This is a genomic window from Pseudomonas agarici, assembly GCF_001543125.1.
In the GTDB taxonomy this organism is placed as follows: Bacteria; Pseudomonadota; Gammaproteobacteria; order Pseudomonadales; family Pseudomonadaceae; genus Aquipseudomonas; species Aquipseudomonas agarici.
Genome location: NZ_CP014135.1, coordinates 5,061,297 through 5,073,550 on the forward strand (window position 1 = coordinate 5,061,297; position 12,254 = coordinate 5,073,550).

The 12,254-nt window shown below is 57.8% G+C and carries 11 protein-coding genes; 2 read left to right on the plus strand and 9 right to left on the minus strand.

The features are described from left to right. Nucleotides 1-2 precede the first annotated feature (2 nt). Nucleotides 3-1,700 carry a glutamine--tRNA ligase/YqeY domain fusion protein gene (locus tag AWM79_RS22130; RefSeq protein WP_017134100.1) on the minus strand — a complete coding sequence of 566 codons (1,698 nt, stop codon included), beginning with the start codon at nt 1,698-1,700 and terminating at the stop codon, nt 3-5. Nucleotides 1,701-1,944: 244 nt separating this feature from the next. Between AWM79_RS22130 and AWM79_RS22135 the strand changes: the two genes are divergently transcribed. Together AWM79_RS22135 and AWM79_RS22140 are read left to right on the plus strand one after the other, a co-directional pair. Continuing rightward, nucleotides 1,945-2,448, plus strand: a complete 504-nt coding sequence (locus tag AWM79_RS22135) for a peptidylprolyl isomerase (RefSeq protein WP_017134101.1) — start codon at nt 1,945-1,947, stop codon at nt 2,446-2,448. After that, nucleotides 2,445-3,179, plus strand: a complete 735-nt coding sequence (locus AWM79_RS22140) for a UDP-2,3-diacylglucosamine diphosphatase (protein ID WP_017134102.1) — start codon at nt 2,445-2,447, stop codon at nt 3,177-3,179. The genes AWM79_RS22135 and AWM79_RS22140 overlap by 4 nt, the downstream gene beginning before the upstream one ends. A 57-nt stretch (nt 3,180-3,236) precedes the next feature. On the opposite strand, the gene AWM79_RS22145 is transcribed toward AWM79_RS22140, so the two are convergent. From AWM79_RS22145 to AWM79_RS22180, 8 genes are all read right to left on the minus strand, one after another. Further along, nucleotides 3,237-4,766, minus strand: a complete 1,530-nt coding sequence (locus AWM79_RS22145) for a DHA2 family efflux MFS transporter permease subunit (RefSeq protein ID WP_060783790.1) — start codon at nt 4,764-4,766, stop codon at nt 3,237-3,239. 63 nt (nt 4,767-4,829) lie between these two features. Then, the gene (locus tag AWM79_RS22150) at nt 4,830-6,032 is read right to left on the minus strand and encodes an HlyD/EmrA/EmrK family protein (RefSeq protein WP_017134103.1); all 1,203 of its coding nucleotides are present in this window, start codon (nt 6,030-6,032) and stop codon (nt 4,830-4,832) included. A 67-nt stretch (nt 6,033-6,099) separates the two neighbouring features. Next, the gene (locus AWM79_RS22155) at nt 6,100-6,582 is read right to left on the minus strand and encodes a MarR family winged helix-turn-helix transcriptional regulator (protein ID WP_017134104.1); all 483 of its coding nucleotides are present in this window, start codon (nt 6,580-6,582) and stop codon (nt 6,100-6,102) included. Nucleotides 6,583-6,780: 198 nt separating this feature from the next. Then, nucleotides 6,781-7,626: an HpcH/HpaI aldolase/citrate lyase family protein gene (locus AWM79_RS22160; RefSeq protein WP_017134105.1), complete on the minus strand. Its 846-nt coding sequence runs from the start codon at nt 7,624-7,626 to the stop codon at nt 6,781-6,783. Continuing rightward, nucleotides 7,623-8,108 (minus strand): MaoC family dehydratase, encoded by a 486-nt coding sequence (locus tag AWM79_RS22165; protein ID WP_017134106.1) that lies wholly within the window; start codon nt 8,106-8,108, stop codon nt 7,623-7,625. The genes AWM79_RS22160 and AWM79_RS22165 overlap by 4 nt, the downstream gene beginning before the upstream one ends. Nucleotides 8,109-8,227: 119 nt before the next feature. Then, nucleotides 8,228-9,526: a CitMHS family transporter gene (locus tag AWM79_RS22170; protein WP_060783791.1), complete on the minus strand. Its 1,299-nt coding sequence runs from the start codon at nt 9,524-9,526 to the stop codon at nt 8,228-8,230. A 106-nt stretch (nt 9,527-9,632) separates the two neighbouring features. Further along, nucleotides 9,633-10,778, minus strand: coding sequence for a CaiB/BaiF CoA transferase family protein (locus AWM79_RS22175; RefSeq protein ID WP_017134108.1), 1,146 nt, complete (start codon nt 10,776-10,778; stop codon nt 9,633-9,635). A gap of 59 nt (nt 10,779-10,837) precedes the next feature. Continuing rightward, nucleotides 10,838-12,004, minus strand: a complete 1,167-nt coding sequence (locus tag AWM79_RS22180) for an acyl-CoA dehydrogenase family protein (RefSeq protein WP_060783792.1) — start codon at nt 12,002-12,004, stop codon at nt 10,838-10,840. Between the last annotated feature and the right edge of the window lie 250 nt (nt 12,005-12,254).

Sequence of the window (12,254 nt, forward strand, 5' to 3'; positions counted from 1 at the left end):
TATCACTGACCCCAGGAGTCGCGCAGGGTCACCGTGCGGTTGAATACGAGGGCGCCAGGTTTCGAGTCCTTGATATCCGCGCAGAAGTAGCCTTCGCGCTCGAACTGGAAACGATCTTCCGGTTGTGCGTTACCCAACGAAGGTTCGGCACGACAGCCCGTGAGGATGCGCAGGGAGTCAGGGTTGATGTTGTCGAGGAAACTGGCACCGTCTTCGGCCTTCTCCGGATTCGGCGAACGAAACAGGCGGTCGTACAGACGCACTTCGCACTCGACGCTGGCCGCCGCCGGCACCCAGTGGATCACGCCCTTGACCTTGCGGCCCTCGGGGTTCTTGCCCAGGGTTTCTGGATCGTAGGAGCAACGCAGCTCGACGATATTGCCCTCGGCGTCCTTGACCGCCTCATCGGCACGGATCACATAGCTGCCGCGCAGGCGCACCTCACCGGCCGGCTCCAGGCGCTTGTAGCCCTTTGGCGGCTCCTCCATGAAATCGTCACGGTCGATATAGATCTCGCGGGCGAATGGCAACTGACGCACGCCCATGTCTTCCTTCGGGTGGCGCGGCAGTTCAAGGTTCTCGACCTGGCCTTGCGGATAGTTGGTGATGACCACTTTCAACGGGCGCAGCACGCACATGGCACGCGGCGCGCTGTGATCGAGGTCGTCACGGATGCTGAACTCCAGCATGGCGAAGTCGACCACGCCATCGGAGCGATTGGTGCCGACCATCTCGCAGAAATTGCGAATGGATTTGGGCGTGTAGCCGCGCCGGCGAAAGCCTGACAGAGTCGACATGCGCGGGTCGTCCCAACCGTTGACGTGCTTCTCGTCCACCAACTGCTTGAGCTTGCGCTTGCTGGTGATGGTGTAGTTCAGGTTCAGCCGCGAAAACTCATACTGGCGCGGCTTGCACGGCACCGACAGGTTGTCGAGGAACCACTCATAGAGTGGACGATGGCTTTCAAATTCCAGGGTGCAGACGGAATGAGTGATGCCTTCTATAGCATCCGACTGACCGTGGGTGAAGTCGTAGATCGGATAGATGCACCACTTGTCGCCGGTCTGGTGGTGGTGGGCATGACGGATGCGATAGAGGATCGGATCGCGCAGGTTCATGTTCGGCGAGGCCATGTCGATCTTCGCCCGCAGTACGCGCTCGCCATCCTTGAATTCGCCGGCTTTCATGCGGGCGAACCAGTCGAGGTTTTCTTCCACCGAACGCTCGCGGAACGGGCTGTTCTTGCCCGGTTCGGTCAGGCTGCCACGGTATTCCCTGGCTTGCTCGGGGGTCAGGTCGTCGACATAGGCCTTGCCGGCCTTGATCAACTCGACCGCCCAGTCATGCAACTGGTCGAAATACTGCGAGGCGTAGCGCACTTCACCGGCCCACTGAAAGCCCAGCCACTTGACGTCGCTTTCGATGGCATCGATGTATTCCTGGTCTTCCTTGGCCGGATTGGTGTCGTCGAAACGCAGGTGCGTGATGCCACCGAACTCCTGGGCCAGGCCGAAGTTCACACAGATCGACTTGGCGTGACCGATGTGCAAGTAGCCGTTGGGCTCGGGCGGGAAACGGGTGACGATCTGGGTGTGCTTGCCCGAATCCAGGTCGGCCTGAATAATCGGGCGCAGGAAGTTGACCGGGACAGCCGGGCCGGTCTTGGCGTTCGAAGCAGGGTCGACAGTGGGCTTGCTCATAAGATCCTTGGACGTGACAAGTGCGTGGCCCGGATAGGCCGAGTCAATCAAAGCTCCTATCATAGCCGAACCTGTCAAGCCCCTGACAGGGCCACCCGGAAAACCGCCGCTTTTAATACCGTCGATATAAAAACCCCTCGAAATGCCCGAGGAGCACGTTAAACTCCCAGGCCAGGTTGTGGCGTGAACTGTTATCGGGTTCGGCCACAGTTCCACGAATTCCCTGAATAGAGCGATAGCTACCATGACTCAAGTCAAACTGACCACCAACCACGGCGAGATCGTTCTCGAGTTGAACAAAGAGAAAGCCCCGATCACCGTAAAGAACTTCGTTGAGTACGTCAGCGCGGGCCACTACGAAAACACCGTGTTCCATCGCGTCATCGGCAACTTCATGATCCAGGGCGGCGGTTTCGAGCCGGGCATGAAGGAAAAGAAAGACAAGCGCCCAAGCATTCAGAACGAAGCCGACAACGGTCTGCCAAACGACAAGTACACCGTGGCCATGGCGCGTACCATGGAGCCGCACTCGGCCTCCGCGCAGTTCTTCATCAACGTGGCTGACAACAGCTTCCTGAACCACAGTGCCAAGACCACTCAGGGCTGGGGTTACGCGGTATTCGGCAAAGTAGTGGCCGGCAATGAGGTGGTCGACAAGATCAAGGGCGTTGCCACCACGAACAAAGCCGGCCACCAGGATGTTCCGGCAGAGGATGTGATTATCGAGAAAGCCGAGATCATTGAGTGATACTGCTGATTTCAGATTTACATCTGGAAGAGGGGCGCCCGGACATCACCCGGGCGTTTCTGGATTTCCTCGCCGGGCGCGTCCGTTCGGCACAAGCGTTGTACATCCTCGGCGACTTCTTCGAAGCCTGGATCGGCGACGATGCCATGACCCCGTTCCAACGTTCGATCTGCGCCGCGCTGCGCACGGCCAGCGAGGCTGGCACGGCGATTTTCCTGATGCACGGCAATCGCGATTTCCTGCTCGGCACGGCCTTTTGCAAGGCCGCCGGCGCCACCCTGCTCAAAGACCCGAGCGTGGTGCAGATTAATGGCGAACCGGTGCTGCTGATGCACGGTGACAGCCTGTGTACCCGTGACGAGGCCTACATGCGCCTGCGGCGCTACCTGCGCAATCCCGTTACGTTGTTTATCCTGCGACACCTGCCATTGCGCACCCGCCACAAGCTGGCGCGCAAGCTGCGCAGCGAAAGTCGCGCCCAGACCCGCATGAAGGCCAACGACATCGTTGACGTGACTCCCGAGGAAATTCCACGGATCATGCAGCAATATGGCGTGCACACGCTGATCCATGGTCATACCCACCGCCCCGCCATCCACAAACTGCAACTCGGCGCGCAAGCGGCGAAGCGCATTGTCCTGGGGGATTGGGATCGCCAGGGTTGGGCCTTGCAGGTAGATGAGCAAGGATTCCAGTTGGCGCCCTTCGATTTTACGCCACCAGCGATCTGACAACTGAATCCCGGGTGGCGAGCAGGCTTGCCCCCTTGTCACATCAGTGTCTTACCACTAATGCCCCGCCGCTGCCGGCCCGGCCTTGGCCGTGAACGGCGGCTTGGCCAGCCACACCAGCAGCATCAATCCCATGAAGCCCCAACCCAGCAGCGTGAAATAATCCACGGTCGAGAGCATGTACGCCTGGCTGGTGAGAATCTGATCCAGCCGGCCATAAGCCTGGCTGCCCGCCCCGCCAAGACTATCCAGAGCGCTGCGCGTCGCCGGATCGAACGGGCTCATGCTTTCACTCAGGTAGGCGTGGTGCTGGTCCGCCCGGCGAATCCAGATCCAGGTGGTCAGCGACGCCGCGAAACTCCCGCCGAGCGTGCGCAGGAACGTGGCCAGGCCGGCGCCGTCGGCAATCTGGTGCGGCGGTAGGTCCGACATCAGGATGCTCAAGGTCGGCATGAAGAACAGCGCCACGCCGATCCCCATGAACAACTGCACCAGAGCGATATGTTGGAAATCCACCTCGTTGGTGAAGCCCGCCCGCATAAAGCAACTCAAGCCGATGGTCAGGAACGCCAAGCCCGCCAGCAGGCGCAGGTCGACCTTGTGGGCGTACTGGCCAACAAAGGGTGACATCAGCACCGGCAGGATGCCCAGCGGCGCCACCGCCAATCCCGCCCAGGTCGCGGTGTAGCCCATCTGGGTCTGTAACCACTGGGGCTGGATCAGATTGATGCCGAAGAACCCCGCATAACCCAGGATCAGCACCAGGGTGCCGATACGGAAATTGCGGTAGGCAAACAGGCGCAAGTTGACCACCGGGTGCTGATCGGTCATTTCCCAGATCACAAAGGCCGCCAGGGCGATCAGCGAGATCACCGCACCGATAATAATGAAGTTCGACTCGAACCAATCCAGGTCGTTGCCTTTGTCGAGGATCACCTGCAATGCGCCAACACCGATGATCAGGGTTAGCAAGCCGACATAGTCCAGCGGTTGGCGCTGGGTTACTACCGGTCGCGCCTTGAGCTGCTGGCGCACGACCAGGGTGGCAAAGATGCCGATCGGCACATTTATGAAGAAAATCCACGGCCAACTGTAGCTGTCGGTGATCCAGCCACCGAGAATCGGCCCGGCAATCGGCGCCACCACCGTGACCATCGCCAGCAACGCCAGGGCCATGCCGCGCCGCGCCGGTGGATACACGGCGATCAACAGCGTCTGAGTCATCGGGTACAACGGCCCGGCCACCAGACCCTGGACGACGCGGAAGCCCACCAACTCGGGCATCGATGTGGAAATGCCACAGAGAAACGAAGCCAACACAAACAACAGCGTGGCCCAGATAAACAGTTTCACCTCGCCAAAGCGCCGGCTCAGCCAGCCGGTCAGCGGCAGGGCAATGGCGTTGCTCACGGCAAACGAGGTGATGACCCAGGTCCCCTGCTCCGAACTCACTCCCAGGTTGCCGGAAATGGTGGGCAGCGCCACATTGGCGATGGTGGTGTCGAGTACCTGCATAAAGGTCGCCAGCGACAAGCCGATGGTGCTGAGCAGCAAGCTGGGCGGAGTAAAAGAGGCGTTCGAGTTCATCGCGAATCCTTTGGAGCAAGGCTGGCACCGCGACCAACAGGCTCGCGAGCGGGGATCGGCGACTCAGCGTTGCGAGGTTTTGCTCGCCGCCGCGCTGTTTTCATTGATCAGCCGGGTAATCACTGCATCGGCGTCAGCCAGTTGCCACTGATAGACATGTGTGGTGAACGAGGCTTTTTGCGGCGGTTGCTGGGCGAGCACCGGACCGCTTTGGTCCCGTAAGTTGACTTCAACTTGGGTCGACAGCCCGACCCGCAGCGGATGCCGGACCAGCTCTTGGGCGTTGATATAAATCCGCACCGGCACACGCTGGACGATCTTGATCCAGTTACCGGTGGCGTTCTGCGCCGGCAACAGGGCGAAGGCACTGCCGGTGCCAGCACCGAGGCTGTCGACGGTGCCGCTGTATTTCACCTCGCTGCCGTACAGATCGGCCTCGATATCCACCGGCTGGCCGATACGCATCTGCCGTAGCTGGGTTTCCTTGAAGTTGGCATCGATCCACAACTGATCCAGCGGGATCACCGCCATCAGCGCGGTGCCCGGCTGCACACGCTGGCCGAGCTGCACGGTCCGCTTGGCGACATAGCCGGTCACGGGCGCGATCAAGGTGGTCCGGGCATTCGCCAGGTAGGCCTGGCGCAAACGGGCGGCGGCGGCCTTGACCTCGGGGTGATTGGACACCACCGTATCGTCCACCAGCGCATTGAGGGTGTTGAGTTGCTGCTGGGTGTTGCCCAAAGCACTCTGAGCCATGGTCAGATCATCGCGGGCATGGGACAGCTCTTCCTGGGAGATTGCCCCGCCAGCGGCCAGGTTCTTGCGGCGGGAGAAGTTGTCCTGGGCTTTGCGCACCGCAACCTGCTGCACCGCGAGCTGGGCCTTCATGCCATCGACGTTGCTATACAGACCACGGACCTCGCGCACGGTCTTGGCCAGGCTGGCCTCGGCACTTTGCAGGTCAATCTGGGCATCGCTCGGATCGAAGTTCAGTAACACCTGGCCTGCATGGACCAGATCGCCGTCGTCGGCGCCAATGCTCACCACCGTCCCGGTGATCAGCGGGGTGATTTCCACCACGTTACCGTTAACGTAGGCATCGTCGGTGCTTTCGCTCCAGCGACCGTAGAATTCATACCAACCCCACACCGCTAGACCACCCACGAGCACCGCCAGGGCGAGTGCCGAGAACATGACCTTGCGTTTGCCGGAATTGCCGGTATTCGGGACCTTTTCAACCGCATCTGTTTCGGCAGCGATAGCCATGGCCAGTACCTTCAGTTAATGAGGTTGTGCGGCGGGGTCTGCTGTACTCAAAGCACCACGCAAGGTCCTACTGTTCATTTTCTCCACCCAGGCGCAGCTCGATAAGCGAATCGCCGGCCGCCAGCAAAATCTTCTTGAGAACATTTTCCAGGGTCCGCAATTCCTCGTGGGTAATCGCTCCCGCCAACTCGTTCATGGCATCGGCACCGATCTGCGGCAAGCGATCCGCAAGGGCCTGCCCCTGCGCGGTCAACACCAATCGGACTTGGCGCCGATCCCCTGCCGAGCGCTGGCGGGCCAGCAACGCCTTCTGTTCCAGGCGATCGAGCATTCGCGTCATCGAACCGCTGTCCAAGGACAGGTGGCGACACAGCTCGGCCGGCGAGTCGACGCCGAATTGGGCCATGATGATCAGCACCTTGAACTGCGCCGCAGTAATGCCGTAAGGGACCATATGGGTGTCAATGATCCGGTCCTTGAGCAAGGCAGCGCGCCCCAGAAGCAGACCCAGATGGCAGTTGTGGAAGTCGTCCGGCAAGAAGTGTTTCATACGCGTTACCTGGAAAGCTGCCTAGACAGATAGTCGCTTGGATATTACTGCTTAGGCAGCCTGTGTCAACGCAATTGTTAGCAAGCTTTTTATTTACTCGATAAAAGGCCCCCTCCCGCAAGAGCCATCGGTGCGTGTGTATGCCTGTCACTTCAATGCCGGTATGATCGTCGCGCCCAGGTCAGGGAGTGTCGGTTGCTATCTGTTGGTGAGCGTTACAGAGGGTGCTTGGAGCACTCGCAAAGCTTGCTTGAGGAGAGGTTCATCGATCATGCGCCCATTAAGGCTGACCACTGCGCCGGCGGTGGATTGCATCGCCGCAACCACTTGCGTGGCCCACAGGCGTTGTTCTTCGCTGGGGCTGAAGGCGTTACGAATAACGTTGACATGGGAAGGATGGATGCATGCCTTGGCCGTAAAGCCCACATCAACCGCTTGCTTGGATTCACGGGCCAATCCGTCCACATCGGCTATATCAATATGCACGGCATCAATGGCTGGCTTAGCGCACTGACCGGCGGCGAGGAGGATCGTGGTTCGCGCGTGCTCGACCACAGGGTAATAGTTCCCGGAAGAGTCCCGACTACTGCGCCCTCCCAGGTCGGCGATGAGATCTTCGCCGCCCCAGAACAGCGCCATACAGTTTTGAGCCTGCGCTAACTGATAAGCGTTGATCACTCCTTTCGCGGTTTCACACAGGACGATTACCTGGAAGTCATCCAAAGCCAGCAGTTGTTGTATTTCTTCTGCCTTTGGAAGAAGAATCAAAGGATCAATACCGCTGCGTTCACGCAGGTCTCGCAAGGCTTGCACATCCTCTTTATACCAAGGGGACATCGACGCGTTGATCCGCACAATAATGTCCTTACCTGCTGCCGGTAAGGCATCGATGACGCAACGACGAGCCACGTCCTTGCGGTGCGCAGCGACACTGTCTTCCAAGTCAAAAATAACCCGGTCGGCTCGCTGCAAGGCCTTGTCAAAACGTTCGGGACGATCGCCAGGACAAAATAAGATGGCCTCTCCAAGACGGATTTGTTTCATACCACCTCCGGCTTGCGCAACATGAGCGCGTGACGCCGGGCAACAGCCACTAAGACACCTTCCTGATTATATCCACGATGCTCCAGCAGAACTATTCCAGCGTCCGGGCGGGACTTTGACAGGCGCTTTTCTATGACTTCTGTCTTTGCATAAAGGGTATCGCCGGAAAACACCGGTGCCGGAAATTTTATGTCAGCAAAACCCAGGTTTGCTACAAGCGTCTTTTGTGTCAAATGACCTACGCTCAAGCCGACCAGCGTTGAAACTGTCAGCATGCTATTAACCAAACGCCCGCCAAATTCGTTGCCAGCACTGTCATGTGCATCGAAATGAATGCTCGCGGGATTCATGGTCAACAAAGAAAATAACGTGCTGTCCCCGTCATCCAGCGTTCGCCCAGGTGCGTGGCTGTAAAGCACGCCCATTTCGAGTTCTTCGTAATACAAGCCTCGTTGTTGGACAACCAAAGCATTTGCATTCATTTACACACTCCCGCACTTCTAATGATTAATCAGTTCGTAACGGCCAGGAAGCGTTCCACGGCAATCGCGAGCCACTCAACCACCGCCCTGGGAACTCGCCTATCTGGGTTATATGTCAATCAAAATGGGAACACCCCAAATGCCGCTGCCGCGATAGTCATAATCACGCTCGCCACAAACAGATAAGGAATGGTGAATTTCTGATGGTCGGCCAGATCTATTTTGGTCAGCCCCACAATCAAGAAAGTGGCAGGCGTTAGCGGACTGACCGGAAACCCCGTGGTCATTTGCCCAAGGAGCGCGGCCTGGCCCATCTGAATGGGCGCAACCCCAAGCAGTTGCGCGCTGTGGGCCAATACAGGCAGTACGCCGAAGTAGAAGGAGTCCGGATCAAACAAAAGGCTCAATGGCATGGAAAGCAGGCCAAGGATAAACGGCATATGCTCCGCGTGCTCGCGGGGCACATGCTGCACCAGCATTTCGGCCATGGCCCTGAGCATGCCCGATTCCCCCATGATTCCGGTAAATACACCGGCAGCCAGCAATACACTTGCCATCATCAATGCTGCCTTGGCGTGAGCATCCACTCGGGCACGTTGCTCGTGTACATTGGGATAGTTGACCAACAAAGCCGCGACAGTGCCGAGCATGAACATCAGGACCGGTGGAACCCAGCCAGCCACGAGAACGATCAAGACCGTCGATGTGATCACGCAATTAACGCCGAAACGCTTGGGGCGACGTATCCCTTGTTGTTCAATCGACATTTCCGGTACGTGTGCCGATACGTCGATACCCATGGCCGTGATACCCAAACGCCGCTCTTCACGAAGTCCGAGCCAGTAACACACGGCAAACACAAAAGTCAGCCCTATTATCTGCACGGGAATAAGTGGATAAAACATTTCCGTGGTCGGTATGCCCAATGCCGCCGAGGCACGCAGCATCGGGCCTACCCAAGGCAGAAAATTCACGCCGGCCGCCAGCGACACCGCGCAGGCCAGCACTCGCTTATCCATTCCCAAACGTTCATAAAGCGGAAGCATTGCCGGGATAGTCACCAGAAAAGTTACCGCGCCTGATCCATCCAAGTGAATAAGCAGCGCTAGCATTGCGGTGCCCATGACGATATAACGCGGTCGCCCGCCAACGACCCTCAATACGCGCTTAATGATCGGATCGAGCAACCCCGCATCGCTCATCACACCAAAGAAGATAATGGCGAAAATAAACATGCCGGCCACGGGAGCGATATTTTTAATGCCATTGAGCACGAAGCCAGAAGTCTGCAAGCCGAACCCAGCTAACAGCGATGCAACCACCGGCACTATGATTAACGCCACGAGTGGCGAAAGGCGTTTCGTCAGAATAAGCAAGAACAGGCTGGCAATGGCCAGCAAACCGATACTCGCGAGCATTTTTCTTTCCTCATCGAACGATCCAAGGGGCTACCCGTGTATGAAGGCAGCTCCTGACTCCCGGCTTATGTCAGAGCGGTCCGTCACTGCGGGCCTGGTCAGGTCGTCAATCTGCGGTCGTACCGAAGATTTCAGCGGCGTGCTCATTCAGTAATGGCGGACGGCACCGGTAACTGGCAGGTGTACGACTGAGGCGAATCGGCGAGGCGATGCCGCTGTAGTCCTCGCCGATCCTCACCAGCATGTTGCGTGCGGCGACTTGAGGCAACGCCAGCGCCTGCGGGATATCCAGCACAGGCCCGCAAGGCACGCCTTGATGGATCAGTTGCTCGCACAATGCCTCGCCAGAAAGCTTCAATAGTTTTGTCGCCAATGATTGGCGTAGCGCCTGGCGGTGCTCATTACGCAGTTGGTTGCTGAAGAAGCGTGGGTCATCAATCAGCTCCGGCAAAGCGAGCCGCTGGCACAGCGTGGCAAATTGTGCGTCGTTGCCAACAGCGAGGAAAATGTCGCCGGTAGCCGTGGCGAATTTGTCATAAGGCGTGATGTTGGGATGGGCATTGCCACTGCGCTGGGGTGTTTGCGCCGCGTAGAGATAGTTGGCCGAATGCGGATGCAGGATCGACAACGCGCAATCGAACAGCGCCGCTTCGACGAACTGCCCCTCACCGCTACGCTCGCGCTCGTAAAGCGCCATGAGGATACCGAGCGTGGCATTCATACCCGTGACCATGTCGACTATGGGCACGCCAACCCGAAGTGAATCGCCGCCTTGTTCACCATTTACGCTCATGAGCCCACTCATGGCTTGGATGGCCGCATCGTAGCCCGGCATGCCCGCGTAGGGGCCTTGATCGCCATAGCCAGAAATGCGGCAATGGATCAGTCTGGGGAAGCGTAACTTCAACGACTCATAGTTCAAGCCCCACCTTTCCAGGGTGCCTGGCTTGTAGTTTTCCACCAATACATCGGCGTCTTCGAGAAGATCGAACAGGCGTTGCCGATCGACAGCGTCGCCGAGGTTTAAACTGACTCCACGTTTGTTTCTATTGACCCCCATAAAATACGCGGAGGTGCGTTCGCGCACTGGGGCACCCCAGCCACGGGTTTCGTCGCCCGAAGGGGGCTCGACCTTGATCACTTGCGCACCGTGATCAGCGAGGATCTGGGTGCAATAAGGACCACCCAGAACTTTCGATAGATCTACTATTTTGAGTCCCGAAAGCGCGCTCAAGTTTGCTTGTAGGTTCATCAGCGTTACCTTCTTGTTATTTTTTTATAGAAACCGCCCAGGCTAGGTCGCAGACTTGTTTAGTAGGATTTGGGGAGACCGAGAACCTTTTCGGCGATATGGCACATGATCAGTTGCGGGCTCACCGGTGCCAGACGCGGAATCCAGCTCTCACGAAGATAACGCTCGACGTGATACTCCTTCGCAAACCCCATACCGCCAAGCGTCGCCACTGCGGTTTGACACGCCTGACTGCAAGCTTCTGCTGCCAGGTATTTGGCGGTGTTTGCTTCGGCGCCACAGGGTTGTCCCGCGTCATACAGACTGGCGGCCTTGTAAACCATTAACTGGGCTGCCTCCAAGGCCATCCAGGCTTGGGCTAAAGGATGCTGTATGCCCTGGTTTTGCCCAATCGGTCGGCCAAATACCACTCGATCCTGCGCATACTCAACCGCGCGCCACAGTGCCACTTGGCCGAGTCCAACGGCTTCCGCCGCAATCAGGATGCGTTCGGGATTGAGCCCGTGCAGCAGGTACTCGAACCCCTTCCCTTCTTCGCCGATAAGATCTTCTTCGGGCACTTCAAGACCGTCGATGAAGAGCATGTTGGAGTCCACGGACTTGCGGCCCATTTTTTCTATCTCGCGCACTTCAACTTTTTCGCGATCCAGGCGGGTGTAGAACAAGGAGAGACCCTGAGTCGACTTGCTGACATGATCGCGAGGCGTGGTCCTGGCAATGATCAGCATTCGGTCGGCTATCTGCGCGGTGGAAATCCAGATTTTGCGGCCATCTACCACATACCCGCCGGGGACCTTGCGTGCGAAGGTCTTAAGGTTCGTGGTGTCCAAGCCCGTATTAGGCTCGGTAACCGCGAAACAGGCCTTTTCCTTGCCCTGAATCAACGCGGGTAAAAAACGCTGCTTTTGCTCTTCGCTGCCAAAGACCTGCACCGGGTTCAACCCGAAAATATTCATGTGCACGGCTGATGCACCGGAAAGACCTGCGCCCGAGCCGCTGATGGTTTGCATCATCACCGCCGCTTCAAAAATACCCAGACCGGCGCCGCCATATTTCGCATCCATGGCGATACCCAACCATCCCTGATCCGCTAAAGCACGGTACAGCTCATGGGGAAATCGACCGTCGGCGTCGCGCTCAAGCCAGTACTCATCACCAAATGCCTTGCAAATTCGCTGAATGGAATCGCGGATGGCCAACTGGTCTTCATTGAGCTGAAAATTCATCGCTTTCTCCGTTGTTTTTATTCGAGGGCCACGGGTTACACGCGCAGTTAATTCACCAGAGTGAAAATTAATTTACCTTCAAGAATTACTTCGCGCAATCATTTTCGTGATCGCACTTTGTTCGAAGAATCCAATGAGCGGGGAACAGCGCAATGCCCAGGAGTCGAGGGTGTACGAGCTCAGCAGGCTATTTCGGTGGGAGTGGCGGTAAAATCCGATGAACATCGGGAAAAGGAAGGACGGTTGTTTT

What these genes read in the sequence shown, in the direction of transcription:
- AWM79_RS22160 (WP_017134105.1), bottom strand. Translation starts at nt 7,626, where the DNA reads ATGAAACAAATCCGTCTTGGAGAGGCCATCTTATTTTGTCCTGGCGAT.
- AWM79_RS22175 (WP_017134108.1), bottom strand. Translation starts at nt 10,778, where the DNA reads ATGAACCTACAAGCAAACTTGAGCGCGCTTTCGGGACTCAAAATAGTA.
- AWM79_RS22180 (WP_060783792.1), bottom strand. Translation starts at nt 12,004, where the DNA reads ATGAATTTTCAGCTCAATGAAGACCAGTTGGCCATCCGCGATTCCATT.
- AWM79_RS22165 (WP_017134106.1), bottom strand. Translation starts at nt 8,108, where the DNA reads ATGAATGCAAATGCTTTGGTTGTCCAACAACGAGGCTTGTATTACGAA.
- AWM79_RS22150 (WP_017134103.1), bottom strand. Translation starts at nt 6,032, where the DNA reads ATGGCTATCGCTGCCGAAACAGATGCGGTTGAAAAGGTCCCGAATACC.
- AWM79_RS22170 (WP_060783791.1), bottom strand. Translation starts at nt 9,526, where the DNA reads ATGCTCGCGAGTATCGGTTTGCTGGCCATTGCCAGCCTGTTCTTGCTT.
- AWM79_RS22135 (WP_017134101.1), top strand. Translation starts at nt 1,945, where the DNA reads ATGACTCAAGTCAAACTGACCACCAACCACGGCGAGATCGTTCTCGAG.
- AWM79_RS22155 (WP_017134104.1), bottom strand. Translation starts at nt 6,582, where the DNA reads ATGAAACACTTCTTGCCGGACGACTTCCACAACTGCCATCTGGGTCTG.
- AWM79_RS22130 (WP_017134100.1), bottom strand. Translation starts at nt 1,700, where the DNA reads ATGAGCAAGCCCACTGTCGACCCTGCTTCGAACGCCAAGACCGGCCCG.
- AWM79_RS22145 (WP_060783790.1), bottom strand. Translation starts at nt 4,766, where the DNA reads ATGAACTCGAACGCCTCTTTTACTCCGCCCAGCTTGCTGCTCAGCACC.